Origin of the sequence: Streptomyces sp. NBC_00212 (genome assembly GCF_045206365.1) — a bacterium.
GTDB lineage: Bacteria > Actinomycetota > Actinomycetes > Streptomycetales > Streptomycetaceae > Streptomyces.
Genome location: NZ_CP108115.1, coordinates 7,460,209 through 7,485,862, shown reverse-complemented (window position 1 = coordinate 7,485,862; position 25,654 = coordinate 7,460,209). Strand labels below are relative to the sequence as shown.

Genomic DNA, 25,654 nt, shown 5'->3' with positions numbered 1-25,654 from the left:
CGCTCGTCACTGGTGGGCGGTTGGCAGGGGCATGAAGTCGTCCTACCTTGCCCCTTTTTGGCTCCGTGGGCAAAGACATCGGAGCAGTTACTTCAGCAACGCCGCCTCGTCCGACCGCCGCGCCGAGGCGGCCGCGGCCGCCCCCACCAGACCCGCGTCCGTACCCATCAGCGCGGGCGCGACAGTGAGGCGCTGGACGAAAGAGAGCGTGGCGTAGTCGCGCAGGGCCCGGCGCAGCGGGGTGAAGAGGACGTCGCCCGCGCCGGCCACTCCCCCGCCTATCACCGCGATGTCGATCTCGACCAGCGTCGCGGTCGCGGCGATGCCGGCGGCCAGCGCCTGGGCCGCACGCTCGAACGAGGCGACGGCGACGGGGTCGCCGGTCCGGGCGGCCGCGGCGACGGCGGCGGCCGAGGCGTCGCCGTCGGGGCCGGGGCGCCAGCCGTTCTCCAGGGCCCGGCGGGCGATGTTGGGCCCGCTGGCGATCCGTTCCACACAGCCGCGCGCACCGCACGGGCAGGCGTCGCCGTCGAGGTCGACGCTGATGTGGCCGATGTGGCCCGCATTGCCGGTGGGGCCGGGGTGCAGTTTGCCGCCGAGAACGAGGCCGCCGCCGACGCCGGTCGACACGACCATGCACAGGGCGTTGTCGTGGCCGCGGGCGGCGCCGAGCCAGTGTTCGGCGGCGGTCATCGCGACGCCGTCGCCGACGAGCTCGACGTCGAGGCCGCCGGTGACCGCGCGCACCCGCTCGACCAGCGGAAAGCCGCGCCAGCCGGGGATGTTGACGGGGCTGACCGTGCCGGCCGAGGCGTCCACGGGCCCGGCGCTGCCGATGCCGACCGCGCCCGTACGCTCCCACAGCGGGGATCCGGTCAGCTCGGCGAGGACCGCCTCGGCCGCGCGCATCACCGTGTCGCCGTCCTCATGGGCGGGAGTCGGCCGCTGGGCGCGGACGAGCAGCCGTCCGGCGGCGTCCACCAGAGCTCCGGCGATCTTGGTGCCGCCGATGTCGAGCGCGGCCACGAGGTCGGTGTGCATCGAGGTCGGATCTCCTGGTGAGGGCCGGGTAACAGCAGGTCAAGATGAGAGTCTCCATGCATGTGACAACGTTGTCCAGGGCCTATGCTCGACGCCACACGCACCGTTATGGCACTCGACCGCGCCGGACGGCTCCCGACGACGACAGGACAGCGCACTGTGGCCGAGAACGCCCGCCACCACGAGCTTCGCTACGGCAACCGTCCGACGATGAAGGATGTCGCCGCGCGCGCCGGTGTCGGCCTCAAGACGGTGTCCCGGGTGGTCAACGGTGAGCCCGGGGTGACCCCGGACACCGAGCGGCGGGTGCAGGAGGCCATCGAGGCGCTGGGCTTTCGCCGCAACGACAGTGCGCGGGTGCTGCGCAAGGGCCGCACCGCGTCGATCGGCCTGGTCCTCGAAGACCTCGCCGACCCGTTCTACGGGCCGCTCAGCCGGGCCGTGGAGGAGGTCGCGCGGGAGCACGGGGCGCTGCTCATCAACGGTTCCAGCGCCGAGGACGCGGACCGCGAGCAGGAGTTGGTCCTCGCGTTCTGTGCCCGCCGGGTCGACGGCCTCATCGTGATCCCCGCCGGGTCCGACCACCGCTATCTCGAACCGGAGATAAAGGCGGGCGTGGCGACGGTGTTCGTGGACCGCCCGGCCGGGCGGATCGACGCCGATGTGGTCCTGTCCGACAGCTTCGGCGGCGCCCGCGCGGGCGTCGCCCACCTCGTCGCGCAGGGTCACCGGCGGATCGGCTTCATCGGCGACCAGCCCCGCATCCACACGGCCACCGAGCGACTGCGCGGCTACCACGCGGCGATGGCGGACGCGGATCTGCCGGTCGACGACGCCTGGGTGTCGCTGGGCTCGACCTCCCCCGAGCGGGTGCGCGCGGCGGCCGAGTCGATGCTGGCGGGGCCGGACGCGGTCACGGCGCTGTTCGCGGGCAACAACCGGGTGACGGTCACGGCGGTACGGGTCCTGGCGGGCCGCGAGCGCCCAGTGGCCCTGGTCGGCTTCGACGACATCGAACTGGCCGACCTGCTCGGCATCACGGTGATCTCGCAGGACGCCGCAACCCTCGGCCGCACGGCGGCGGAGCTGCTCTTCCGGCGTCTGGACGGCGCCGACGAGACGCCGACCCGCGTCGAACTGCCCACCGTGCTGATCCAGCGCGGCTCGGGCGAGATCCCCCCGCCCGCGGACGCGTAGCGCGCGGATCGGCACGTCCCGGGCCGTTCTTCGCGTCGTCGCCCGCGCCGGCGTCACCCTTGGCGGACGGCTTCGGGCTCGAACTCGGCTTGGACGAGGGCGAGTTGGGCGTGGGGCTCGCGGCGGGGGCGGCCGTGTTCAGGCCTGCGGCGCCGAGCTGGTCGCGGTACCGGCCCGCCAGAAGTTGGCTCTCCCCCGTAGACACCGCTGCCCCGTCCCTGTGTGGCGATTGTGGTCGCGTACAGGGTACGGGGCAGTGGTGACAGTGCTTCGGGACGTCCGGTCCCGTTTCCGCTACGGGGCGGTGACGGTGAGGGTGCCGCGGCGGGGCGAGGCGAACGCGTCGAGGTCGGCGCGGGTCAGGCCGGTCAGGCGGGCCACCTCGGCGTTGTCGAGGGCGCCGCAGTCCAGGCCGCGCAGCAGGTAGCCGCTGAGCGCCTTGGCGGTGGCGGGCTCGTCCATGACGTCGCCCCCGGTCTTGGCGACGTACGCGGCGAGGCGTCCGGCGGCCTGCTCCAGGCCCTCGCGGTAGAAGGCGTACACGGCCGCGTAACGGGTCGGCATGTGGCCGGGGTGCATGTCCCAGCCCTGGTAGTAGGCGCGGGCCAGGGCGCGGCGGGTGAGGCCGTAGTGCAGGCGCCAGGCCTCGTGGACGTGCTCGGTGGAGCCGATGGGCAGCACGTTGGTCGAGCCGTCCGAGACGCGTACGCCGGTGCCCGCGGCGGCGACCTGCATGACGGCCTTGGCGTGGTCGGCGGCGGGGTGGTCGCTGGCCTGGTAGGCGGCGGAGACGCCGACGCAGGCGCTGTAGTCGAAGGTGCCGTAGTGCAGGCCGGTGGCGCGGCCCTGGGCGGCGTCGATCATCTTGGCGACGGCGGCGGTGCCGTCGGCGGCCAGGATGGACTGGCTGGTCTCGATCTGGATCTCGAAGCCGATCCGGCCATCGGGCAGCTCGTGCGCCTTCTCGAAGGCGCTGAGCAGCCGTACGAAGGCCGTGACCTGCTCGGGGTAGGTCACCTTCGGCAGCGTGAGCACGAGGCCGTCGGGCAGGCCGCCGTGCCGCATCAGCGTGGTGAGGAAGACGTCGGTGGTGCGGATGCCTCGGTCGCGGACGGCGGCTTCCATGCACTTCATGCGGATGCCCATGTACGGGGCGGCGGTGCCGTTCTTGAAGGCCTCGGCGATGAGGCGGGCGGCGCGGGCGGCGTCGGCGTCCTCCTCGGCGTCGGGGCGCGGGCCGTAGCCGTCCTCGAAGTCGACGCGCAGGTCCTCGATGGGCTCGCGCCGGAGCTTGGCGCGGACGCGGTCGTACACGGGCTGGGCGAGTTCGTCGGCGATGCCGAGGACCTTGGCGAAGGACGCGGCGTCCGGGGCGTGCTCGTCGAGGGCGGCCAGCGCCTGGTCGCCCCAGGCGCGGACGGTGTCCGCGTCGAAGACGTCGCCGGGTACGTAGACGGTGTGTACGGGCTGGCGGGTGCCGGGGTCGCCCGGGTATCGGCGGGCGAGCTCCTCGTCCACCGCCACGAGGGAGGCACTGATCTCCTCGCTGACGACGCCGGCGAGGCTCGTTGCCACCTGCTCCTGCTGACCCATCCTGCACCCTCCACACTGTCGAACTTTTCCGCTGCACGGAATCAACAATCCGTATGGCGAAGTTAGTAGGCCGCCTCGCCTACGTCAATGGTTGTCCGAAACGCCCGGGGGCCGCGCGGTGAAGATCACCGCGCGGCCCCCGGGCCGGATAGAACTCGCAGGTCAGCCCTTGCGGGAGTTGACCTCTTCGGTCAGCTGCGGGACGACCTGGAACAGGTCGCCGACCACGCCGTAGTCGACCAGGTCGAAGATCGGGGCCTCGGCGTCCTTGTTGACGGCCACGATGGTCTTCGAGGTCTGCATGCCGGCCCGGTGCTGGATGGCGCCGGAGATGCCGTTGGCGATGTAGAGCTGCGGCGAGACGGACTTGCCGGTCTGGCCGACCTGGTTGGAGTGCGGGTACCAGCCGGCGTCCACCGCGGCGCGCGAGGCGCCGACGGCCGCGCCGAGCGAGTCGGCGAGGGCCTCGATGATCCCGAAGTTCTCGGCGCCGTTGACGCCGCGGCCGCCGGAGACCACGATCGCGGCCTCGGTCAGCTCGGGGCGGCCGGTCGACTCGCGCGCGGTGCGCGAGGTGACCTTGGTGCCGGTGGCCAGCGCGGAGAAGGTGACCGACAGGGCCTCGACGGCGCCCGCGGCCGGGGCGGCCTCCACGGCGGCCGAGTTCGGCTTGACCGTGATGACCGGGGTGCCCTTGGAGACGCGGGACTTGGTGGTGAAGGAGGCGGCGAACACGGCCTGCGTGGCCACCGGACCCTCGTCACCGGCCTCCAGGTCGACGGCGTCGGTGATGATGCCGGAGCCGATGCGGACCGCGAGGCGGGCCGCGATCTCCTTGCCCTCGGCGGAGGACGGGACGAGCACGGCGGCCGGGGAAACGGCGTCGTACGCGGCCTGGAGGGCGTCCACCTTCGGTACGACGAGGTACTCGGCGAACTCGGGGGCGTCGGCGGTGAGGACCTTGACCGCGCCGTGCTCGGCGAGCGCGGCGGCGGTGTTCTCGGCGCCCGCGCCGAGGGCGACGGCGACCGGCTCGCCGATGCGGCGGGCCAGCGTCAGCAGCTCAAGGGTGGGCTTGCGGACGGCACCGTCCACGTGGTCGACGTAGACCAGAACTTCAGCCATGGGACTTCAATCTCCTGCAAGTGCGAAGAAAAGACGGGCAGTTGAGGGGCTCGGCGAGCCCTAAGTGCGGGGTCGGCCCGGAACGTTCCCGGACCGGCGGAACACTTAGATGAACTTCTGGCTCGCCAGGAACTCTGCGAGCTGCTTGCCGCCCTCGCCCTCGTCCTTGACGATCGTGCCGGCCGTGCGGGCCGGACGCTGGGCCGCGGAGTCCACCGCGGTCCAGGAGCCTTCGAGGCCGACCTCGTCGGCGTCGATGTCCAGGTCGCCCAGGTCCAGGGACTCCACCGGCTTCTTCTTGGCGGCCATGATGCCCTTGAAGGACGGGTAGCGGGCCTCGCCCGACTGGTCCGTCACCGACACGACGGCCGGCAGGGACGCCTCAAGCTGCTCGGAGGCGGTGTCGCCGTCACGGCGGCCCTTCACCGTGCCGTCCTCGACGGAGACCTCGGAGAGCAGCGTGACCTGCGGGACGCCGAGGCGCTCCGCGAGCAGCGCCGGCAGGACACCCATGGTGCCGTCGGTGGACGCCATGCCGCAGATGACCAGGTCGTAGCCGGTCTTCTCGACGGCCTTGGCCAGGACCAGCGAGGTGCCGATCACATCGGTGCCGTGCAGGTCGTCGTCCTCGACGTGGACGGCCTTGTCGGCGCCCATCGAAAGCGCCTTGCGCAGCGCGTCCTTGGCGTCCTCGGGGCCGACGGTCAGCACGGTGATCTCCGCGTCGTCCGCCTCGTCGGCGATCTGCAGTGCCTGCTCGACCGCGTACTCGTCGAGCTCCGAAAGGAGGCCGTCGACGTCGTCGCGGTCGACGGTCAGGTCATCGGCGAAGTGCCGGTCGCCGGTGGCGTCGGGCACGTACTTCACACAGACAACGATCCTCAAGCTCACGCCGGCTCTCCTACTGCATCGTCATTTCTGGGCTGCCTTGATGCACGCAGCATAGGCGCCTGATGGGGCGGTTTCCGGTCGGGGCGACCGGCGCTCCGAACGAAATATTACTCGCCAGTACACCCAGCTTGTTCCCAGTAAGCAAGCGCTTTGAACTGTGACCTTGCCAACGCTGAGTAATCGAACCGGTGAGGAACTCTCAGTCGCGCAGCGCGTTGAAGCGGCCCTGGTGGTAGAGCAGCGGGCGGCCGGCGCCCGCGGGGTCGCCGACGACGGCCTGGCCGAGCACGATGCGGTGGTCGCCGGCCGGAATGCGGGCCACGACCTTGCAGACCAGCCAGGCAAGGACGCCGTCCAGGACGGGCACGCCCTCGGGGCCGGTGCGCCAGTCGGTGGCCGGGCCGAACCGGTCGGCGCCGCTGCGGGCGAAGGTGGCGGCCAGGTCCTGCTGGTGCTCGCCCAGTATGTGCACGCCGATGTGGTCGGCCTCGGCGACGACGGGCCAGCTGGAGGACCCGGTGCCGATGCCGAAGGAGATCAACGGGGGCTCCGCGGCCACCGAGTTGAGCGAGGTCGCGGTGAAGCCGACAGGTCGGCCGCCGCGCTGGGCGGTGATCACCGCGACGCCCGCGGCGTGCTGACGGAAGACCGACTTGAGCAGTTCGGGAGAGGCGGTCTGAGAGGTACCGAGCTCGGGCGAGGCCGTCATGGAATTGTCCTTCTGCGATGGGTGCGACGGGGGCTGCGGGTGTTCAGCAGCCCGGACAGCGCGCGCTCGCGTTGCGGGCGAGGTCCACGTGGGCGCGTCCATGGAGAAGGAGATCTGTCGGCACATCGTCAGATTGACGATTCGGCACGGTCGCAGTCAAGTGGCTTCCGGGATATGGGAGATGCCTCACTGCGGGCCGCGACGAGAAAACCGGCGCGCACCTCACACCGCCCGCCCGAGCGCCGCGATGACGTCGGCGCGGCGCGGCTGTCCGGACGCCCGGCGCACGATGCGGCCCGTCGCGTCGAGCACGAGCACGGTCGGGGTGCGCGCGATCTCCAGGTCCCGTACGAGCGCGAGCCGCTCCTCGGCGTCGATCTCCACGTGCGCGACGCCGTCCACCATCGCGGCCACCTCGGCCAGGGTGCGCCGCGTCGCCCGGCAGGGCTGGCAGAACGCGCTGGAGAACTGCACCAACGTGGCCCGCCGCCCGAGCCCGCACCCCAGCTCGGCCTCGCCGAGCCTGCGCCCGCCGTCGTCCACCACGCCGCCTCCCACTGCCACTGCCCCGCCCATGTCTTCACACGGCCACTACCTGCACTGTCGTACGGTTGCAGCGCGTATCGGTCCGCAATGATTCCCCCGGCCCCGACCTGCGAAGACGTGACGAGAATCTCCCCTGCGCACAGCGCCAGGACTGGCCAGCTCGGCGCGCATCGGGCACCATCTGCCCAAAGCCTAAAACCTACGGCTGCGTAACTTATTCTCCGGGAGCACCCTCCCCGGGCACACGAAGGGTCTCCCCTCAGATGGCAGAACTCGTCTATCGGCCGGTCATCGGCGCCGCACGCACGATGTTCAAGGCGCTCGACCTGAAGATCGACACCCAGGGTTCGGAGAACATCCCGCGCACGGGCGGGGCGGTGCTCGTCAGCAATCACATCAGCTACCTCGACTTCATCTTCACCGGGCTCGCGGCGCTGCCGCAGAAGCGGCTCGTGCGCTTCATGGCCAAGGAGTCGGTGTTCCGGCACAAGATCTCCGGCCCGCTGATGCGTGGCATGAAGCACATTCCGGTCGACCGCAAGCAGGGCGAGGACGCCTACCAGCACGCGCTCGCATCGCTGCGTTCCGGTGAGGTGATCGGTGTGTTCCCGGAGGCGACGATCTCGCAGTCCTTCACGCTGAAGAGCTTCAAGTCGGGTGCGGCGAGGCTCGCCCAGGAGGCCGGGGTTCCGCTGGTCCCGATGGCGCTGTGGGGCACCCAGCGGGTGTGGACCAAGGGGCGGCCGCGCAATTTCAAGCGCAGCCACATCCCCGTCACGATCCGCGTCGGCGAGCCCGTGGAGGCGCCCGCCGACCAGTACGCGGGCGCCATCACACGGCGGCTGCGCGAGCGCTGCCAGGAGCTCCTCGAAGCCGCCCAGCGCGCCTATCCCGTACGCCCGAAGGACGCGAGCGACACCTGGTGGGTGCCGGCCCACCTGGGCGGTACGGCGCCGACGCCCGAGCAGGTGAAGGCCGCCGAGGCCAAGGGCTGAATCGTCACTCCAGTACGGATGCGGCGACCGGGGGGCGGACGGTGATCCGCGCCCCCGGGCTGAACTTCTCCAGGAGTTCGGCCAGTTCGGCGCCGGCCGTGACCAGGTCGCAGTGCGGCGCCATGCCCTCCAGGAGGAAGAGCGCGTTGACCGACTCCTCGGTGAGCCTGGTCCGCACTCCCTGGCGCCAGTTCCAGCGGCGGCAGGTGACGCCCTCGTCGTCGCACCACACCACTTCGCCCGCGTCCGGGTGCTCCACGACCGCCTCGCCGCCCGCAACCGTGTGGAACGGCTCCTCGCCGGTGGCCCGCACCAGACGCATCGACCCCTTGATGTGATCGGTGTCCTCGCCGCCGACCGGGACGAGGTGGGCGACGCTGATCGCGTTGTACGCGTCGACGAGCCGGTTGATGCGCGGCAGCCCGCCGTCGGCCAGGGCCCGCTTGGCGAGCGCCTCGGCCGAGTTGCGGGTGCGGTTCGGCTTGGAGCCGAAGGCGGTGTAGGCGGCGCGCCAGGCGGCCATGTGCGGATCCTCGTGCGGGGCCCGGCCATCGAGCCGGTCGGCGAGCCGGCGCGCGGCGTCGTCGAGCAGCGCCGAACTCGCCTCGTCACTGGGTCCGTTGACGAGTCCGTACGCCTCGACGGCGACGTGGGTGAAGCCGGGCGCGATGGCCCTGACGTCGTCGGACACGGTGAGTGTGAGCGTCATGATCGGTGGTGCCTCACAGTTCGGTCGGGTAGATCGGCCACAGCGACGGCCGGTCGGGGGCGGCTCGCAGAGCGCTCATGACCGCCGGATGAGGTACATCGTAAAGCACTGGGTAGTCCACTTCACTAAACTCCGGCCGGGCCTTCCGCGCAAGGCGCTCCTCGTCGAGCGAGAACCGCGCGTCGACCCCCGGCTTGTTGCCGCGCGCGTCGATGCGCGCCCACGCGTTCCCGCCGGGCAGCCGGACGGCGACCAGGCCGTGAATGAAGGGGTTGGAGCCGTCGTCGTCGGCCAGCCGCTGGTAGCAGAAGGCGGCCGGGATCGCTTCGGCGCGCAGCAGCGCGGCCAGGGCGTGCGACTTGGCGCAGCAGATTCCGGTGCGCTCGGCGAGGACGTCGGAGGCCCGCCAGGTCACCCGCAGGTCGCCGGAGTCCTGGGAGTGCGGGATCTCGTCCCGGACGAATTCGTAGGCGGCTTTGGCGTATGAGTATGTGTCCGTGGCGCCGGACGCAAGCCGGGCGGCCGTCTCGCGCACGAGCGGGTGCTCATGGTCGATGACCTCGTCCGCAGCGAGGTAGGCGGCGAGTTGGGGATGGCGCTGGATGAGTTCCATGGCAGGCGAGCGTACGAATGCGGCCGCCCGCAAGTCAATGACTTTACGGACGGCCGCATAGGTATCCAAATGCGTCTGGGCCGGTTAGCGGGCCATCTCTTCCTTCAGCGCCGCCAGGAAGCCGTCGACGTCGTCCTCGGTGGTGTCGAAGGAGCACATCCAGCGGACGTCGCCGGCGTTCTCGTCCCAGAAGTAGAAGCGGTAGCGCTTCTGGAGCCGCTCGCTCACGTCGTGCGGCAGGCGCGCGAAGACGGCGTTGGCCTGCACCTCGTGGAGGATCTCCACGCCGTGGACCTGGCGCACGCCCTCGGCGAGGCGCTGGGCCATCGCGTTGGCGTGCCGGGCGTTGCGCAGCCACAGGTCCTTGGCGAGCAGCGCCTCCAACTGCACGGAGACGAAGCGCATCTTGGACGCCAGCTGCATGGACATCTTGCGGATGTGCTTCATCTGCTGGACCGCGTCCGGGTTGAGGACGACGATCGCCTCGCCGAACAGCATCCCGTTCTTGGTGCCGCCGAACGACAGGACGTCCACGCCGACCGCGTTGGTGAACGTACGCATCGGAACGTTCAGCGAGGCGGCCGCGTTGGATATGCGGGCCCCGTCGAGGTGGACCTTCATGCCGCGCTCGTGGGCGTGCTCGCAGATCGCCTTGATCTCGTCGGGCGTGTAGACCGTGCCCAGCTCGGTGTTCTGGGTGATCGAGACGACCTGCGGCATCGCCCGGTGCTCGTCCTCCCAGCCCCAGGCCTGCCGGTCGATGAGCTCGGGCGTCAGCTTCCCGTCGGGCGTCGCCACGGTGAGCAGCTTGAGCCCGGCCATGCGCTCGGGAGCGCCGCCCTCGTCGACGTTGATGTGGGCGGTCTCGGCGCACACGACCGCGCCCCAGCGGTCGGTCAGCGCCTGCAGCGCGGTGACGTTGGCCCCGGTCCCGTTGAAGACCGGGAAGGCCTCGGCGCCCGCGCCGAAGTGGCTGTGCATGACGCGCTGGAGGTGGTCGGTGTAATCGTCCTCGCCGTACGCGATCTGGTGACCGCCGTTGGCGAGCGTGAGGGCCGCGAGGACCTCGGGGTGCGCGCCGGCGTAGTTGTCGCTGGCGAAGCCGCGCACCGCCGGGTCGTGGTGCTGTCGCGCGTCGGTCCTCACGGCTTGGGGGTCAGCCACAGGCGCTGTCCATTCACTTCCTGGGCGGGCCGGTCCCAGACGCCGGCGATGGCGTCGGCCAGTTCCTTGACGTCGGTGAAGCCCGCGAACTTCGCATTGGGTCGCTCGGCGCGCATCGCGTCGTGCACCAGTGCCTTGATCACCAGGATCGCAGCAGCGGCCGTCGGCCCGTCCTCGCCCCCCGCCTTGCGGAAGGAGTCGCCGAGCGCCAGCGTCCACGCCTCGGCGGCGGCCTTGCCCGCGTTGTACGCGGCGTTGTTCGCGGTGGGCTTGTGCGCGCCGGACTGGCTGACCAGCACGAAACGGCCCCGGTCGCTGCGCAGCAGCGGGTCGTGGAAGGCCAGCGAAGTGTGCTGGACGGTCTTGATCAGGAGCTTCTCCAGAAGCTCCCAGTCAGCCAGGTCGGTCTCCGGGAAGGAGGTGCTGCCGCGCCAGCCGCCGACGAGGTGGACCATGCCGTCGATCCGCCCGAAGTCCTTCTGGATGCGGTCGGCCCAGTCGCGGGTGGCCTGGAGGTCGAGGAGGTCGACGGTGTCCCCGGTGACGGTGGCGCCGCCGTGCGCGTACCGCGCGGCGTCCACGGCCTCGGCCAGGCGCGCGGCGTCCGCGTCGGCGCCCACGACGATCGCGCCCGCCTCGGCGAGCCGCAGCAGGGCGGCCCGGCCGGCCGGCCCCGCGGCTCCCGCCACGGCGACGACGGCGCCGTTGAGAGGTCCGTTGTTCATTTTCCTCGCCCCTTCCGTACGAGAGCTCACGCGGCAGCCCCGACCGAGCCGGAAGCGGCGGTGATCCCCTTGGTGGAGGCGATCACGTCCTTCAGCTTCTTGGAGAGCGCCTCATAGAACATGCTGAGCGGAAACTCGTCCGGAAGCACGTCGTCGACGAGCTTGCGGGGCGGCTGGGAGAGGTCCAGGGCGTCGGGGCCCTTGGCCCAGCGCGATCCCGGGTGCGGGGCGAGGTAGGTGGAGACCAGCTCGTACGCGGCGAACCAGTGCACCAGCTTCGGCCGGTCGATGCCGCCGCGGTAGAGCTTCTCGATCTCGGCGCACAGCTGGTTGGTGACCTGCGGGGCGCGGTCCCAGTCGATGTGCAGCTTGTTGTCGGTCCAGCGCACCACGTCGTGCTTGTGCAGGTAGGCGAAGAGGAGCTGGCCGCCGAGCCCGTCGTAGTTGCGGACGCGGTCGCCGGAGACCGGGAAGCGGAACATCCGGTCGAAGAGCACGGCGTACTGGACGTCACGGCCGTGCCGGTTGCCCTCGGCGTCCAGCTTCACGGCCTCCTTGAAGGCGGTGAGGTCACAGCGCAGCTCTTCGAGGCCGTACATCCAGAACGGCTGGCGCTGCTTGATCATGAAGGGGTCGAACGGCAGGTCGCCGTGGCTGTGGGTGCGGTCGTGGACCATGTCCCAGAGCACGAAGGCCTGCTCGCAGCGCTCCTGGTCGGCCACCATCCCCCGGATGTCCTCGGGCAGTTCGAGCCCGAGGATGCGTACCGACGCCTCGGTGACGGCGCGGAAGCGGGCCGCCTCGCGGTCGCAGAAGATGCCGCCCCAGGTGAAGCGCTCGGGGGCCTCGCGCACGGCGATCGTCTCGGGGAAGAGGACGGCCGAGTGCGTGTCGTAGCCCGAGGTGAAGTCCTCGAAGGTGATGCCGCAGAACAGCGGGTTGTCGTAGCGCGTGGCTTCCAGCTCGGCGAGCCACTCGGGCCACACCATGCGCAGCACGACCGCTTCGAGATTGCGGTCGGGGTTGCCGTTCTGCGTGTACATGGGGAACAGGACCAGGCGCTGGAGTCCGTCGGCGCGGTCGGCGGCCGGATGGAACCGCATCAGCGAGTCCAGGAAGTCCGGCACGTCGAAGGCACTGTCGGCCCATTTACGCAGGTCGCCGACCAGCGCGTGGTGGTAGACGGCGTCGTGCGGGAGCAGCGGGGAGAGCTGCTCGACCGCGGCTATGACCTGGTCCAGGGTGGCCTCGACGACGGCGCGGAGCGGGGCGCCCTCGGCGTCGAAGTCGATCGAGCCGTCCTTGGACTGCCAGGGCCGGATCTCCTCGACGGCATTCTTGAGCGCGGTCCATGCGGGGTGGTCGACCACCCGCCGGTCGGATACTGCGCCCCCCACGGCCGGGTCCTGCACAAGAATTTCCGTCATGTCACTTCCTCCACAGGAGAACCTCGCGTTAAGACACCGTATCCGCGTTCGGTTCCCCCGCTCAAGAGGTATCTCAATAAATTATCCTGCCATCCCGCTTTCGCGCCGCTCTTCTTCCTGTGTTAACGCAATGGCACGGCTATGGCTGCGGCGCGGCCGGTGATCGCGACCCGGCCTTCGGCGATCGGGCGGACACCGGCATGATCGGGCGTGGGCTGAAACCGACCGATGCGGATCGGTACGGATCGCAACGGCGCCGACGCGGATCGGTGGGATCCGCCAACCGCGCCTCCAGGATCACGGAGCTTCTCACGGGCCCTTCAGGGGTTGTGCCCGCGCGCCGCGCTTACTTCAATTCGCCATATGACTAGTCGTCAGTTCCCCAACGGGCAGTACGCGGCACGGCGGTTGCCGCCGACGGCATGGGCGGTGCTCGGGCTGCTCTCGTTCCCCGGCGAGCGGACCGGCTACGAGCTCAAGAAGTGGGCCGACGGCTCCCTGCGGTTCTTCTACTGGTCCCCCGCGATCAGCCAGATCTATGCCGAGCTGCGCCGCCTGGAGGCGCTCGGGTACGCCACGTCCCGCCGCTCGGGGCCCGAGGAGCCGCGCGCCAAGCGGCGCTACGCGATCAGCGAGGCCGGCCGCGACGCGCTCGCCGAGTGGGCCGACTCCCCGGAAGCCGCGGGCCCGCCCGTCCTCAAGCATCCGCTGGTGCTGCGGATCTGGCTCGGGCACCTGGCGGCGCCGGACCGGCTGCGCGCCCTGATCGAGGAGCACCTCGCCCGTACCGAGGCCGAGCTGAAGGAGGTGCGGGCCGCGCTGGCCCGTACCGAGGACGACGAACAGTGGGCACATCCGCGGATCGCGCTGCGCTGGAGCGAGCTGCGGGAGCTGGCCGAACTGGAGCTGGCACGGGCGATGCTCGCCGACCTGGACCGGCTGGCGCCGCCGCAGGGTGGAGAGCAGGGTGGAGAACCGGACAATCACGACGGCTGGCCCGGCCCCTGATGAGGCCCGGACGCCCAGGACGTCAAGGGCCGGAGGAATCGCCCACGGGCGGGTGACACGGGTTGGCCCGCGCGGGGTGCGCACAGGTAGGACGGAGTCCTTCCGTCCGTCGCCCGCACCCCGGAGCCGCCCCCGTGAGTACCCGCGCAGTGCTTGTCGCAGCCGTCATCACCGGCCTCATCCTCGGGATCGCGTCAACCCGCGCGGAGGAGTCCGATGCCCCGCGCGAGCCGGGGTCCGTTGCGGTGGCGGGCCGTTAGGCTGCGGCTGCCGCGTGCGCACGGGACTCCCGCACGCGCCAATACCGCCGTCGACGGAAGCGAGGCCTGTCTTGACGTTCCTCACCATCGGTCATCGCGGGGTCATGGGTGTCGAGCCGGAGAACACCCTGCGTTCCTTCGTCCGCGCAGAACGCGCGGGCATGGACGTCATCGAACTCGATCTGCACCTCAGCAAGGACGGCGCCCTCGTCGTCATGCACGACGCCGAGGTCGACCGCACCACGGACGGAAGGGGCCCCATCGGCGAGATGACCCTGGCCGAGCTGCGGGAGCTGGACGCGGGTCAGGGCGAGCGCATCCCCGTGTTCGAGGAAGTGCTCGACGCGGTGAAGACCCCGGTCCAGGCAGAGATCAAGGACGTCGCCGCGGCCCGCTCGCTCGCCGAGGTGATCCAGCGGCGCGATCTGGCGAGCCGGGTGGAGGTCCTGTCGTTCCACGACGAGGCGCTCGCCGAGATCGCCTCCCTCGTGCCCGGGGTGCGCACCGGGCTCGTCGACGACAGCTGGGGCCCCGATCTCATCGACCGGGCCCGGGCCGTCGGCGCGAAGACCCTGGTCCTGAGCATCCACCGGCTCACCCTGGAGACGGTCGAGCAGGCTCACGCGGCGGGGCTCAAGGTGATCGGCTGGACCGTGAACACCCAGGACCAGCTGCGCCTCGTGCGCGCCCTGCAACTGGACGGCGCGACGACCGACTACCCCGAGATCCGCCGCACCGGCCGCTTCACCGCGTAGCGCTCGGTCAGCCCAACTCCTTGACGAGCAGCTCGAATTCGAGGTCGTCGCGCTGCGGCAGGCCGAAGCGCTCGTCGCCGTACGGGAAGGGCGTCATCCTTCCCGTACGGCGGTAGCCGCGCCGCTCGTAGAAGGCGATGAGCTCGTCCCGTACCGAGATCACGGTCATGTGCATCTCGCGCACGCCCCACTCGGCATGGACGGTGCGCTCCGCCTCGGCGATGATCTGCTTGCCGAGGCCCGCGCCCTGGAGCGCGGGAGAGACCGCGAACATCCCGAAGTAGGCGGCGTCACCGCGGTGTTCGAGCTGGCAGCACGCGACGAGGACCCCGTCCCGCTCCACGGTGAGCAGCTTGCTGCCCGGCGTCGTGATGACCGCGCGCACTCCGTCGGGGTCGGTGCGCTGGCCTTGCAGGATGTCGGCCTCGGTGGTCCAGCCGGCGCGGCTGGAGTCCCCGCGGTAGGCCGACTCGATGAGCGGCACCAGCGCCTCGACGTCGGCTTCGGTGGCGTCCCGGTAGCTCAGCTCTCCGGCGACACGCCTTGCGGTGTCCATCGTGCGGTCTCCCTGCTGATCGATTTGCGCTGCGGCGGCCTCCCGAGCGTAACCCGGCCCGTTAGGGTCCCTTGCCATGGTGCACGTATTGAGCAGCCGGACCCTTCTGCGCCCCACCGACCCCGAGCGTTCGCGCGCCTTCTACGGCGAACAGCTCGGGCTCGCCGTCTACCGCGAGTTCGGTACGGGGCCGGAGCGCGGCACGGTGTACTTCCTGGGCGGCGGCTTCCTTGAGGTGTCCGGCCGCGCCGAGCACCCGCCGGCGCCGGGCCTCCAGCTGTGGCTCCAGGTGGCGGATGTGGCGCGGGCGCACGAGGAGCTCGTGGCGCGCGGGGTGGCCGTCGCGCGGCCGCCGGTGCGCGAGCCGTGGGGGCTCGTCGAGATGTGGATCGAGGACCCGGACGGGGTGCGCATCGCGGTCGTGGAGGTCCCGGCCGACCACCCACTGCGCTTCCGCCCCTGACGACACGGCACGGCGTTCGGCGGCTCCCGGCGTCCGGGGCCGTCCGGCGGCCCCGGCTCTGACCGGCGAAGATCTCCCGCGCGCTCCCCTTGTGTGTCCCTGCGCCCGCGTATGCGGCCCCCCGGCCGGGCATCGACCTGTCGGCAGGGCCATCCATCGAGCGGGGGAGGTACGCCGTGCACGGTCCGGTGCTGCCCGGCTGGCTGCTCGTCGCACTGTGCGCGGCGACCGGTTCGTACTGTCTGCTGCGGATGCGCAGCGGTTCCGCGCAAGCCCGTGGGGCGGCGGGCGGCGAGGCGGTGATGGGATTCGGGATGGCCGCGATGGCCGTGCCGGGCGCGTTCCTGTCCCCACCACCGTGGCTGCCGGCGGGGTACGCGGTGATCTTCGGCGGTGCCGCGCTGCGGGCGCTGTGGCTGGCGCGGGGCGGGGTGCACCATCTGCACCACGTGGTGGGCTCGCTGGCCATGGTCTACATGGCGCTCGCGATGGCGCCGGGGGCCGGGGGCGGCGCGCACGCCGGGCACGAGGGGCATGCGGCGGGCGGCGTTCCGCTGCTGACCGGGGCGCTGCTGCTGTACTTCGCGGGCTATGTCCTGTCGGCGGGGGCGCGGCTGCTGCCCACGACGAGCGGGGGCGGATCCGTGGCGGCCGTCTCCTGGGGCGCGCGGCCCGAACTGGCGCTGGCCTGCCGCCTTTCGATGGGGATCGCCATGCTCGCGATGCTGGGGATGGTCTGAGGCGCCCCGCGGGGTGGGCGGCGCGCTCGGGCGCATGGGCATCCAGGGCTCGCCCGGAGACGAGGTCCGGCCGGAGTCCCCCACCGGGAAGCGGGCGCCGAAGCTCCCCGCGCGACGGACACACGCGGCCCCGTCGTGGCGTGCGTCACTTGGCGTCCGCGGCCATACCTATGACGGCGGCCCCGCTCATAGGCTGAGACCATGACGGTCTCCCTCGCGTTGCTGGTGCTCGGCCTGGTGTCCGCCGTCGCCGCCCCGCGAGTCCTCGCCCGCGCCGACTGGGTCGAGCGCGAGCCGGTGGTGGCGCTGTGGGTGTGGCAGTGCGTGGTGGCGGCGGTCCTGCTCTGCTTCGGGCTCGCGATGGTCTTCAGCGCCGCCTCCGCCTGGCAGACCGTGCGCGGCCAGGTCTTCGCGCCCGCGCCCCGCGCCGTCGTCGAGGCCTACGCGCTCGGGCCGTACGGTCCCTGGTCGGCGGCGCTCGCGGTGGTGCTCTTCCTCGGCGGCGCCTGGACCGGGGCGATGCTCACCCGGGAGATCAGGGACAGCTGGGCGCGCCGTCGCCGGCGCCGGGCGGAGCTGCGCCTCCGCTCGCCGCTGCTGCCCGGCGAGGAGCCCTCCGGCGAGCGTCTGGTCGTCCTGGAGGCGGCCCGCCCGGATGCCTGGTGGCTGCCCGGCCAGACACCCCAACTGGTCATCACCACAGCGGCACTTCAGCGCCTGAAGGGCCGTCAGCTCGATGCGGTGCTCGCCCATGAGCTCGGCCACGCGCGGGCCCGGCACGACTGGCTGCTGCACTGTTCCGGCGCGCTCGCCCGGGGGTTCCCGCAGGTTCCGGTGTTCGCCGCGTTCCGCGACGAGATGCACCGCCTGGTGGAACTGGCCGCCGACGACGTGGCGTCGCGCCGCTTCGGCCGCCTCACGATCGCGCTCGCACTGGTCGAACTCAACGAGCACCGCGGGGTGTTCGGGCCCTGCCCCACCCCGGACGGCCAGCTCCCCCAGCGCGTGCACCGGCTCCTGTCGGCGGCGCCGAGGCTGCCCGCGAGCCACCGCCTGCGGCTGACGGCGTACGCCGCGCTCGTGCCGGCCGTGCCGCTGGTCGTCGCCCTCGTGCCGGGCCTGCACGCCTTGGGCTAGCCGTACCCCGGCCCGATCGGCTTGGATCATCCGCATGCTGCTCGCCCCCTCCCAGGCCCGCCCGCGCCCGACCGGGCCGCTCCGGGCCGGTCTCGTCTGCGCCCTGCTCGCCGGGGTCCTGCTGGTTCTGGTGGTGGCCCAGTGGGGCCCGCTGATGGCGCTGGACCGGGCGGTCGCCGACGGACTGCACCGCCGGGCCGTGGCCGACCCCGGCCTCACCCACGTCAACCGGGTCCTGACCGACTGGGTGTGGGATCCGTGGGCGATGCGGGCTCTGCTCGCGGTGGTCGTCGGGGTCCTGCTGTGGCGCGGCGAGCGGCTGCTCGCGCTGTGGGTCGCGGCGACGAGCGGCCTCGGTACGGCCGTGCAGCAGGGGCTGAAGGCGGCGGTGGACCGGGACCGGCCGCGGTGGCCGGACCCGGTGGACTCCGCCGGGTACGCCGCGTTCCCGTCCGGCCACGCGCTGAGCGTGACGGTCGCCTTCGGGCTGCTCGTGTGGCTGCTCGCGCTGCACGGGGCCGGGCGCCGGACCCGTACGGCCGTGCCGGCGATCGGGGTGGTCTCCGCGCTCGGCGTGGGGTTCACGCGGCTGTTCCTGGGCGTGCACTGGCTCTCGGACGTGGTGGGCGGCTGGCTGATCGGCGTGGCGGTCGTCACGCTGAGCGCGGCGGCCCACCAGCGATGGGCCTTGAACCGGCGGGGATGAGCACGCGAGGATCACGAGCATGACGATCAAGAGCGTTCTCTTCGACTTCTCCGGCACCCTGTTCCGGATCGAGCCGGTCGACACATGGCTCTCCGCCGTCCTCGACGCCTCCGGCATCGCGCTGCCGGACGCCGAACTCGCTCGCTGCACAAGGGAGTTGGAGGAGGCGGGCGCACTGCCCGGCGGCGCCAACCCGTTGCGGCTGCCCGACCAGCTGGCCGACCTGTGGGCCGTGCGCGACCGGAGCGGCGAACTCCACCGCGAGACGTACACCGGTCTCGCACGGCAGGTGGAGCTGCCCGATCCGCGCCTGTACGACCTGCTCTACGACCGCCACAAGACCCCGGCCGCCTGGCAGCCGTACCCCGATGCGAAGCAGGTCCTCGAAGGGCTGCGGCAGCGCGGCATCACGGTCGGCGTGGTGAGCAACATCGGGTGGGACCTGCGGCCGGTCTTCCGCGCGCACGGCCTGGACGACTTCGTGGACGCGTACGTACTGTCCTTCGAGCACGGGGTGCAGAAGCCGGACGAGCGGCTGTTCAGGGCGGCCTGCGAGGCGCTCGGGCAGGACCCGCGCGAGGTCCTGATGGTGGGCGACGACCGGCGGGCCGACGGCGGCGCCGCGGCGCTCGGCTGTGCGGTGCACTTCGTCGACCACCTGCCGGTGGACGAGCGTCCGGACGCCCTGCTGCCGGTGCTCGCGCTGGCCGGGGGCGGCCGCTGAACAGCCGCAAGGAGTGACCGGAAGGGGCTGGAGGAAAAGGGGGCCACCCGTCCGGGGTGATCCCCCGCGTCACCCCGAACGAGCAGCCCATGCCGCAGGTCAGGCCCCGGCGAAGGGGTACCGTCCCGCGACCACCTGAGTATATTGGCTCCAAGCCAGTCAACGCAGGAGTTACAGCATGTCCCCGCGCAGCGCATCGGTCAATGAAGAATTGCGCAGACGTTCTCGCGAGCGGCTGCTGCAAGCCACTGTGGAGCTGGTGGCGGAACGTGGCTATGAGTCGACGACTCTCGGCGACATCGCGGACCGGGCCGGTTCGGCCCGCGGCCTGGTGTCGTACTACTTCCCGGGCAAGCGCCAGCTGCTCCAGTCCGCGGTGCACCGCCTCATGCATCTCACGCTTGAGGCGGGCCTGGAGCGCGAGCCGCAGAGCGCCGACGGGCGCGAGCGGCTGGCCCGCGCGATAGACGCGATCCTCGGGCTCACACACTCCCAGCCGGTCCTCATGCGGGCCCACATGGCGGGGATCCTGCAGGCCCAGGGGTTCGTGCAGTGCCCCGAGCAGCAGCGCCTGGCCGCCCTTCTGCGGGAGACCGTGGAGCGCTACGGCTCGCAGGACGTGGACGCCGAGTACCCGCTGCTGCGGGCCAACCTGATGGGCGCCGTCTTCGCCGCGCTGCTTCCGGGCGCGCCGATGGACGCGACGACCCTGCGGGCCGAGCTGTTCCAGCGGTACGGACTCGACTGGGAGCTGGGCGTGCCGCCCGAACCGGCCCCCTGACCGGCGGCGCATGTCTACCCGCCGTGCACACAGCGGTGCCATCCTGAAGGTCCTCTGCGGACTTCTGCGGTTCTCTCTCCCAAGGAGCACCCGCCATGCTGCGCATCGCCGTCGTCGGATCCGGGCCGAGCGGGGTCTACACCGCCCAGAGCCTGCTGGAGCAGAGCGCGGTCGCACAGGTCCACGTGGACGTCCTGGACCGGCTGCCGTGCCCGTACGGCCTGGTCCGCTACGGGGTCGCCCCGGACCACGAGAAGATCAAGTCGCTGCAGAACAATCTCCGCACCGTCCTTGAGGACGGCCGCATCCGTTTCCTGGGGCACGTCGAGGTGGGCCCGGGCGGCGTCCCGCCGGAGCTGCTGCTGCGGCTCTACCACGCGGTGGTGTACTGCGTCGGCGCCAAATCCGACCGGCATCTGGGGATTCCCGGCGAGGACCTGCCGGGCAGTTTCTCCGCGACCGAGTTCGTGTCCTGGTACAGCGCGCACCCCGACAGTGACCCCAACTCCTTTGTCCTGGGCGCGCGTTCGGCCGTGGTGATCGGTGCGGGCAATGTGGCGGTGGACGTCGCGCGGATGCTGGCCCGCGGCGCGGACGAGCTGCGGCCGACCGACGTGCCGCAGTCCGCGCTCGACGCGCTCGCCGTCAGCCGGGTGCGCGAGGTCCACATGGCGGCCCGGCGCGGCCCCTCGCAGGCCCGGTTCACCACCAAGGAGCTGCGGGAGCTGGGCGCGCTGCCGGGCGCGGACGCGACGGTGGACGCCGCCGAGCTGGCCCGGGACCCGGACTTCGCCGATCCGTCCGCACTGCCGGGCGCGGTCCGGCGCAATGTGGAGGTGCTGCGCGGCTGGGTGGGGCGCGGGCAGCGACCGGGCGTACGCCAACTTCATCTGCGGTTCTATCTGCGCCCCGTGGAGCTTGTGGAGCGGGACGGCAGGGTGGGCGCGGTGCGCTTCGAGCGGACGGTGCCGGACGGCGCGGGCGGGGTGCTCGGCACCGGGACGTACGAGGACATCGAGGCACAGCTGGTGCTGCGGGCGGTCGGCTACCGCGGGGTGCCGCCGCAGGGGCTGCCGTTCGACCCGGCGACGGGGACCGTGCCGCACGCGGCGGGCCGGGTGCTGCGCGAGGGGGCGCCGTCGCCGGGCGAGTACGTGGCGGGCTGGATCAAGCGCGGCCCGACGGGCGTGATCGGCACCAACCGCCCCTGTGCGAAGGAGACGGTGACCTCGCTCCTCCAGGACGCCCCGCACCTGGCCGAGCGCCCGGTGGCGGCCGAACCGCTCGACGCACTACGGGAGTTGGGACTTCACCCGGTCACCTGGCAGGGCTGGCTGGCGATCGAGCGCGCCGAGGCCGAGCTCGGGCAGTCGCTGGGGCGCCGCTCGGTGAAGATCCCCGACTGGGACGGGCTGCTCGCGGCCGCGCTGGACCCGCGCTGAGGCGGGCCGGCTCTCAGGCGACGTCGCCGAGCCGCTCGGCCTCCCGTCCGGCCGCGTCCAGGATGGTGTCGAGCAGACCGGGGAAGAGGGCGTCGAGGTCGGCGCGGCGCAGGCCGTTCATCTTGGCGGTGCCCCGGTAGACCTGCTGGATCACGCCGCTCTCGCGCAACACGCGGAAGTGGTGGGTGGTCGTCGACTTGGTGACGGGCAGCACGAAGTGCGAGCAGGAGAGCTCGCCATCGGTCGTGGCGAGCGCCCGGACCACCTGCATCCGCATGGGGTCGGACAGTGCGTGCAGGATGCACTCCAGGCGGATCTCGTCGCGCGCCGGGTGGGCGAGTTCACGGGTGTTCGTCGGGGTGGTCACGGACGCTATTGTACGAGACTCATCGTAGTTTGACATCTCCCGTACTACGAGAGCTATCGTACGAAGCGTTCCCGGCGCCGCACCGGCGCCCCGGGCCGTTTCGACTGGAGTCTGTCGTGTCTGCTGCGAGTGCCCTCTTCGAGCCCTACACCCTGCGGTCCGTGACCGTCCCGAACCGGGTCTGGATGGCGCCGATGTGCCAGTACTCGGCCGAGGTCTTCGGGCCGAACGCGGGCGTGGCCCACGACTGGCACTTCGCCCACTACGCGGCCCGTGCCGCCGGCGGCACGGGCCTGATCCTGGTCGAGGCCACGGCCGTCAGCCCCGAGGGCCGGATCTCGCCCGCGGACCTCGGCATCTGGAACGACACCCAGGTCGAGGCGCTGCGCCGGATCACCACCTTCCTGGAGAGCCAGGGCACCGTCCCCGGCATCCAGATCGGGCACGCCGGCCGCAAGGCCTCCACGGACCGCCCCTGGCTGGGCGGCGCACCGCTGGGCCCGGACAGCGAGGAGGGCTGGCAGCCGCTCGGTCCGAGCCCGGTGGCCTGGGACGAGGGCCACACCGTTCCCACCGAGCTGACGGTCGATCAGATCAAGGAGGTCGTCGGCCAGTTCGCCGACGCCGCCCGCCGGGCTCTCGACGCCGGTTTCAAGGTCGTCGAGATCCATGGCGCGCACGGCTACCTGATCGGCGAGTTCCTCTCCCCGCACTCCAACAGGCGCACCGACGAGTACGGCGGCTCGTTCGAGAACCGCACCCGCTTCGCCCTCGAAGTCACCGACGCCGTACGGGCGGTGTGGCCCGAGGAACTGCCGCTCTTCTTCCGCGTCTCCGCCACCGACTGGCTGGAGGAGGGCGGCTGGGACGCCGACGACACGGTCCGCCTGGCAGCCCTGCTCAAGGAGCACGGCGTGGACCTCCTCGACGTGTCGACCGGCGGAAACGCCTCGGGCGTACGCATCCCTACGGGGCCCGGCTACCAGGTGCCGTTCGCCGAGCGGGTGCACAACGAGAGCCCGCTCGCGGTCGCGGCCGTCGGCCTGATCACCGAGCCGGTGCAGGCCGAGAAGATCCTCGCGAACGGCGAGGCGGACGCGGTCCTGCTGGGCCGCGAGCTCCTGCGCAACCCGTCGTGGGCCCGCCAGGCGGCCCGTGAGCTGGGCGGCGAAGTGCGCGTGCCGCAGCAGTACCACCGGTCGGTCTGAGCCCCACCGGCATTCACCCGACCTCGAAGGGCTCGCTCACTCCGGTGAACGGGCCCTTCGTCGCGCTGTCGCCGTGGTACGCGATGCGGTAGGAGCCCGGCGGTGTGTCCGGCGGGATGTTCCAGGTGACCGTGGCGACCGAGGTCGCGCCGCCGGAGCGGACCCAGCGGAACACCGTGGACCAGTCGCCGTCGTCCGCGGTGCGCGTCCATGATCCGTCGTCGCCCCGGCGCTCCACGGTCAGGTAACTGCCGCCCCTGCGCATGTCGTTGGAGGGGTGGGCGGCCACGAAGGAGGCGGTGGCGCGGCGGCCGATGAGCGAGAAGTCCAGCACGTCGCCGTAGCGCCGGCCCGGGTGCGGGGCGTCCGAGGCCGTGCGGCGGTGCCGCCGGCCCACCGGCACGGCGGGCTCCGGCGTGCCGGGGTCGACCGGGGTGCCGTCGCGCATCGCGGTGGCGAGGCCCGCCACGGTCTGGCACAGCGCGGGCAGCTCCCAGCGCCCGAAGAGCGTGCTGCCGCCCTCGTACTCCTGCGCGTCGTACTCCTCGGGCGTCGTCACGTAGTGGATGTACCCGTTGCTGTACCCGGCGACCAGGACGTCGGACAGCTCCGCGCCGACGATCGCCGCGACCGTACGCCGCAGCCGCAGACCGGCGACGATGGTGACCTCGCCGGGCACGCCGATGAGGAACAGCGGCCCGATGCGCAGGAGTTGGACGGCCGCACGCTCTTGGACCATCGGCAGGATTCGGTTGACGGGGCCCGCTGGCAGGGCGAGCGCCTTGGGGTACTGGGCGTCGCGCAGGGCGGGCGCGAAGGGGTAGACGAGCCGCCGCGAGACCGCGTCCCACAGGGGGTTGGCGCCGGGCCGGAACCCCTTGAAGCCGGGGCCGTCGACCCGGGCGCCGGCGAACGCGGCCGCTCCGGCGACGGGTGGCGAGGTGCGGTGCGTACGCCCGTCGCCGGTGAATTCAGGGCGCACGTCGACGGCGGAGAGGTGGACGTGGGTGGCGCGGGAGTCGAGCCCGCCGGAGATCTCCTCGCCACCGGTGAGCGCGGCCGCGGCCTCGTACTGGCGGGTGCCGATGATCCGGGTGTTCTCGAACTCGTCGCCGGTCGGTCCGCACCCGGGCGCCAGGCCCAGGTTCGGCGACATGTCGCCCGCGTTGGTCTGCGCGAAGGCGGTCACCAATTCCGGTGCGGTGTCGGCGAGATGGTCCACCCCGGCCACCTCGCGCTCCCAACGTAGGGCGGCGTAGCCCTTGTTGTCGGCGCTGATCAGCCGGTTGCGGTTGGTCATGCTGGTGTTGTGGGTGGCGAACCAGTTGACGGCCGCCGCGAGTCGGCCGTCGCGCTCGACGGTGAGCAGAGTGGTTGCCGGGTCGATGGCGCCGGGAAAGTGCGCGCGGTCGGCCGCCGGGTTGCGCCCGAAGGCCCGGCGCGAACGGTTGACGCTGGCGTCGGTCAACTCACCACGAGAGAGCCTGAGTTGAGCGGGCGCCAGGTCGGCGATCGCCGCCCGGGCGGCCTCCGTGATGCCGTCGGTGATCGCGCGGAACGTCTGCTCGCGGAAGCCGCCGGTGTTGCTGTTGTAGAGCGCGTGGTGGAAGTAGCCGCCGGGCCCGCAGTGGGTGTGGGTGGCGGTCAGCATCACATTGGCCGCGCCGTAGCCGTCGGGAAGGCGCCGCAGCACCTCCCGCACGACGGCGTCCGACATCAGCGGCAGTTCGCACACGACGAGCAGCAGCCGGGCCCCGCCCGCCTCGAAGGCGAAGGCGCGGGCGCGCTGGCGGGTGTGGATGCCCGCGCTCTGCTGGTCCGCCTTGCCGTAGCCGAGCATGCCGCACTCGGCGGCCTCCCCGGTGATGTCGGCGATGCCGCGCCCGGCTCGAAATACCATACAGAGCAGGCTAGTTGACGTGATCGGGGTCGGAGTCGGCGATCTGTTCGTAGAGCGGCTGGGCCTGGAACCAGCCCGCGAAGTGGCCGCCGAGCTGGCCTCGGGTGTGCAGGGCGGTGTCGCGGTCGATGTGCTTGGGGGTGCCGGCGGCCATGGCGAGGAGCTGGGCCTGGCAGGAGCGCTCCATGGTGGTGAACCACCACACCGCCTCGGCGACGGAGTGGCCGACGGTGAGCAGCCCGTGGTTCTGGAGGATCACCGCCTTGTACGCGCCGAGTGCGGCGCCGATCCGCTTGCCTTCCTCGGCGTCGCTGACGACGCCCCGGTAGTCGCTGTAGAGACCGTGGTCCTCGAAGAAGGCGCAGGCGTCCTGGGTGATGGGGTCGAGCGGGATGCCGAGGGAGGAGAACGCCTTGCCGTGCAGGGAGTGCGCGTGGGCGGCGGCGATCGCGTCGGGGCGCGCCTGGTGGACGGCCGCGTGGATGACGAAAGCGGCACGGTTGACCGGGCGGGTGCCGTGCACGAGGTTGCCCTCGTGGTCGACGAGGATCAGGTCGGACGCCTTGATCCGGCTGAAGGCCATGCCGAACGGGTTCACCCAGAATCGGTCGGGGTGCTCCGGGTCGCGGACGGTGATGTGCCCGGCCACGCCCTCGGAGAAGCCGAAGCGGCCGAACAGCCGGAATCCGGCGGCCAGTTGCTCCTTGCGGTAGCGACGCTCCTCCTCGACGTCCTCGAAGGTGGGCGGCATGGGAACGGTGACCCCTTCGGGCATGGGGCCCGCCGCGCCCGCGATCAGCTCGGCGGGGGCGGGGGCCGCGCCTTCGTCACTCATGTGCGTTCCTCCTGGAGGGAGTTGCGGGTGGGGTGAA

The 25,654-nt window shown here is 71.8% G+C and carries 27 protein-coding genes; 12 read left to right on the top strand and 15 right to left on the bottom strand.

Annotated elements, in window-relative coordinates:
- Positions 1 to 87: 87 nt before the first annotated feature.
- On the bottom strand, positions 88 to 1,041 hold the full coding sequence (locus OHA17_RS34125; protein WP_398878009.1) for an ROK family protein: 954 nt from the start codon (positions 1,039 to 1,041) through the stop codon (positions 88 to 90).
- 159 nt (positions 1,042 to 1,200) lie between these two features.
- On the opposite strand from OHA17_RS34125, the gene OHA17_RS34120 reads away from it, so the two are divergent.
- Positions 1,201 to 2,238: a LacI family DNA-binding transcriptional regulator gene (locus tag OHA17_RS34120; protein WP_406510885.1), complete on the top strand. Its 1,038-nt coding sequence runs from the start codon at positions 1,201 to 1,203 to the stop codon at positions 2,236 to 2,238.
- Between the two features lie 294 nt (positions 2,239 to 2,532).
- Here OHA17_RS34120 and OHA17_RS34115 read toward each other — a convergent pair whose 3' ends face one another.
- The 5 genes from OHA17_RS34115 to OHA17_RS34095 all read right to left on the bottom strand — a co-directional run bounded on the left by OHA17_RS34115 (position 2,533) and on the right by OHA17_RS34095 (position 7,102).
- Positions 2,533 to 3,831, bottom strand: coding sequence for a DUF6986 family protein (locus OHA17_RS34115; protein WP_406509689.1), 1,299 nt, complete (start codon positions 3,829 to 3,831; stop codon positions 2,533 to 2,535).
- Positions 3,832 to 3,993: 162 nt separating this feature from the next.
- Positions 3,994 to 4,956 carry an electron transfer flavoprotein subunit alpha/FixB family protein gene (locus OHA17_RS34110; protein ID WP_053728532.1) on the bottom strand — a complete coding sequence of 321 codons (963 nt, stop codon included), beginning with the start codon at positions 4,954 to 4,956 and terminating at the stop codon, positions 3,994 to 3,996.
- A 105-nt stretch (positions 4,957 to 5,061) separates the two neighbouring features.
- Complete coding sequence (locus OHA17_RS34105; RefSeq protein WP_053728531.1) at positions 5,062 to 5,847, bottom strand: electron transfer flavoprotein subunit beta/FixA family protein; 786 nt, start codon at positions 5,845 to 5,847, stop codon at positions 5,062 to 5,064.
- 199 nt (positions 5,848 to 6,046) lie between these two features.
- Entirely contained in the window at positions 6,047 to 6,556 is a 510-nt protein-coding gene (locus OHA17_RS34100; RefSeq protein ID WP_406509688.1) for a flavin reductase family protein, read from the bottom strand.
- Positions 6,557 to 6,778: 222 nt separating this feature from the next.
- The gene (locus OHA17_RS34095; RefSeq protein WP_406509687.1) at positions 6,779 to 7,102 is read right to left on the bottom strand and encodes a TlpA family protein disulfide reductase; all 324 of its coding nucleotides are present in this window, start codon (positions 7,100 to 7,102) and stop codon (positions 6,779 to 6,781) included.
- Positions 7,103 to 7,365: 263 nt separating this feature from the next.
- Here OHA17_RS34095 and OHA17_RS34090 point away from each other — a divergent pair, with 263 nt between their 5' ends.
- The gene (locus OHA17_RS34090; protein WP_398878003.1) at positions 7,366 to 8,097 is read left to right on the top strand and encodes a lysophospholipid acyltransferase family protein; all 732 of its coding nucleotides are present in this window, start codon (positions 7,366 to 7,368) and stop codon (positions 8,095 to 8,097) included.
- A gap of 4 nt (positions 8,098 to 8,101) precedes the next feature.
- On the opposite strand, the gene OHA17_RS34085 is transcribed toward OHA17_RS34090, so the two are convergent.
- The 5 genes from OHA17_RS34085 to OHA17_RS34065 form a co-directional block, all read right to left on the bottom strand.
- Positions 8,102 to 8,806, bottom strand: coding sequence for a B3/4 domain-containing protein (locus OHA17_RS34085; RefSeq protein ID WP_406509686.1), 705 nt, complete (start codon positions 8,804 to 8,806; stop codon positions 8,102 to 8,104).
- A 13-nt stretch (positions 8,807 to 8,819) separates the two neighbouring features.
- On the bottom strand, positions 8,820 to 9,419 hold the full coding sequence (locus OHA17_RS34080) for a transglutaminase family protein (RefSeq protein ID WP_406509685.1): 600 nt from the start codon (positions 9,417 to 9,419) through the stop codon (positions 8,820 to 8,822).
- An 84-nt stretch (positions 9,420 to 9,503) separates the two neighbouring features.
- Complete coding sequence (locus OHA17_RS34075; RefSeq protein WP_406509684.1) at positions 9,504 to 10,565, bottom strand: threonine aldolase family protein; 1,062 nt, start codon at positions 10,563 to 10,565, stop codon at positions 9,504 to 9,506.
- Complete coding sequence (locus tag OHA17_RS34070) at positions 10,562 to 11,308, bottom strand: SDR family oxidoreductase (protein WP_053728524.1); 747 nt, start codon at positions 11,306 to 11,308, stop codon at positions 10,562 to 10,564. The genes OHA17_RS34075 and OHA17_RS34070 overlap by 4 nt, the downstream gene beginning before the upstream one ends.
- 26 nt (positions 11,309 to 11,334) lie before the next feature.
- Positions 11,335 to 12,735: a DUF6421 family protein gene (locus OHA17_RS34065; protein ID WP_406509683.1), complete on the bottom strand. Its 1,401-nt coding sequence runs from the start codon at positions 12,733 to 12,735 to the stop codon at positions 11,335 to 11,337.
- A 363-nt stretch (positions 12,736 to 13,098) separates the two neighbouring features.
- Between OHA17_RS34065 and OHA17_RS34060 the strand changes: the two genes are divergently transcribed.
- Positions 13,099 to 13,743, top strand: a complete 645-nt coding sequence (locus OHA17_RS34060) for a PadR family transcriptional regulator (RefSeq protein ID WP_406509682.1) — start codon at positions 13,099 to 13,101, stop codon at positions 13,741 to 13,743.
- Between the two features lie 331 nt (positions 13,744 to 14,074).
- The gene (locus OHA17_RS34055; RefSeq protein ID WP_406509681.1) at positions 14,075 to 14,758 is read left to right on the top strand and encodes a glycerophosphodiester phosphodiesterase; all 684 of its coding nucleotides are present in this window, start codon (positions 14,075 to 14,077) and stop codon (positions 14,756 to 14,758) included.
- A 7-nt stretch (positions 14,759 to 14,765) separates the two neighbouring features.
- Here the strand turns inward: OHA17_RS34055 and OHA17_RS34050 are convergent, their stop codons facing one another.
- Positions 14,766 to 15,314 (bottom strand): GNAT family N-acetyltransferase, encoded by a 549-nt coding sequence (locus OHA17_RS34050; protein WP_406509680.1) that lies wholly within the window; start codon positions 15,312 to 15,314, stop codon positions 14,766 to 14,768.
- Positions 15,315 to 15,390: 76 nt separating this feature from the next.
- Here OHA17_RS34050 and OHA17_RS34045 point away from each other — a divergent pair, with 76 nt between their 5' ends.
- From OHA17_RS34045 to OHA17_RS34015, 7 genes are all read left to right on the top strand, one after another.
- The gene (locus tag OHA17_RS34045) at positions 15,391 to 15,777 is read left to right on the top strand and encodes a VOC family protein (protein WP_406509679.1); all 387 of its coding nucleotides are present in this window, start codon (positions 15,391 to 15,393) and stop codon (positions 15,775 to 15,777) included.
- A gap of 176 nt (positions 15,778 to 15,953) precedes the next feature.
- Positions 15,954 to 16,517 carry a DUF5134 domain-containing protein gene (locus tag OHA17_RS34040; RefSeq protein ID WP_406509678.1) on the top strand — a complete coding sequence of 188 codons (564 nt, stop codon included), beginning with the start codon at positions 15,954 to 15,956 and terminating at the stop codon, positions 16,515 to 16,517.
- A gap of 201 nt (positions 16,518 to 16,718) precedes the next feature.
- Positions 16,719 to 17,654 (top strand): M56 family metallopeptidase, encoded by a 936-nt coding sequence (locus tag OHA17_RS34035; RefSeq protein ID WP_406509677.1) that lies wholly within the window; start codon positions 16,719 to 16,721, stop codon positions 17,652 to 17,654.
- Between the two features lie 34 nt (positions 17,655 to 17,688).
- Positions 17,689 to 18,360, top strand: coding sequence for a phosphatase PAP2 family protein (locus OHA17_RS34030; RefSeq protein ID WP_406509676.1), 672 nt, complete (start codon positions 17,689 to 17,691; stop codon positions 18,358 to 18,360).
- Positions 18,361 to 18,379: 19 nt separating this feature from the next.
- Complete coding sequence (locus tag OHA17_RS34025; RefSeq protein WP_406509675.1) at positions 18,380 to 19,084, top strand: HAD family hydrolase; 705 nt, start codon at positions 18,380 to 18,382, stop codon at positions 19,082 to 19,084.
- A gap of 178 nt (positions 19,085 to 19,262) precedes the next feature.
- Positions 19,263 to 19,865 (top strand): TetR/AcrR family transcriptional regulator, encoded by a 603-nt coding sequence (locus OHA17_RS34020; protein ID WP_406509674.1) that lies wholly within the window; start codon positions 19,263 to 19,265, stop codon positions 19,863 to 19,865.
- 95 nt (positions 19,866 to 19,960) lie between these two features.
- The gene (locus OHA17_RS34015; protein ID WP_406509673.1) at positions 19,961 to 21,307 is read left to right on the top strand and encodes an FAD-dependent oxidoreductase; all 1,347 of its coding nucleotides are present in this window, start codon (positions 19,961 to 19,963) and stop codon (positions 21,305 to 21,307) included.
- Between the two features lie 13 nt (positions 21,308 to 21,320).
- Here OHA17_RS34015 and OHA17_RS34010 read toward each other — a convergent pair whose 3' ends face one another.
- A complete protein-coding gene (locus OHA17_RS34010; RefSeq protein ID WP_406509672.1) occupies positions 21,321 to 21,710 on the bottom strand; it encodes an ArsR/SmtB family transcription factor in 390 nt (129 codons plus the stop codon).
- A gap of 80 nt (positions 21,711 to 21,790) precedes the next feature.
- On the opposite strand from OHA17_RS34010, the gene OHA17_RS34005 reads away from it, so the two are divergent.
- Complete coding sequence (locus OHA17_RS34005; protein WP_406509671.1) at positions 21,791 to 22,882, top strand: NADH:flavin oxidoreductase/NADH oxidase; 1,092 nt, start codon at positions 21,791 to 21,793, stop codon at positions 22,880 to 22,882.
- Positions 22,883 to 22,895: 13 nt separating this feature from the next.
- Here OHA17_RS34005 and OHA17_RS34000 read toward each other — a convergent pair whose 3' ends face one another.
- Complete coding sequence (locus tag OHA17_RS34000) at positions 22,896 to 24,782, bottom strand: neutral/alkaline non-lysosomal ceramidase N-terminal domain-containing protein (RefSeq protein WP_406509670.1); 1,887 nt, start codon at positions 24,780 to 24,782, stop codon at positions 22,896 to 22,898.
- A 10-nt stretch (positions 24,783 to 24,792) separates the two neighbouring features.
- The gene (locus tag OHA17_RS33995; protein WP_406509669.1) at positions 24,793 to 25,617 is read right to left on the bottom strand and encodes a class II aldolase/adducin family protein; all 825 of its coding nucleotides are present in this window, start codon (positions 25,615 to 25,617) and stop codon (positions 24,793 to 24,795) included.
- Between the last annotated feature and the right edge of the window lie 37 nt (positions 25,618 to 25,654).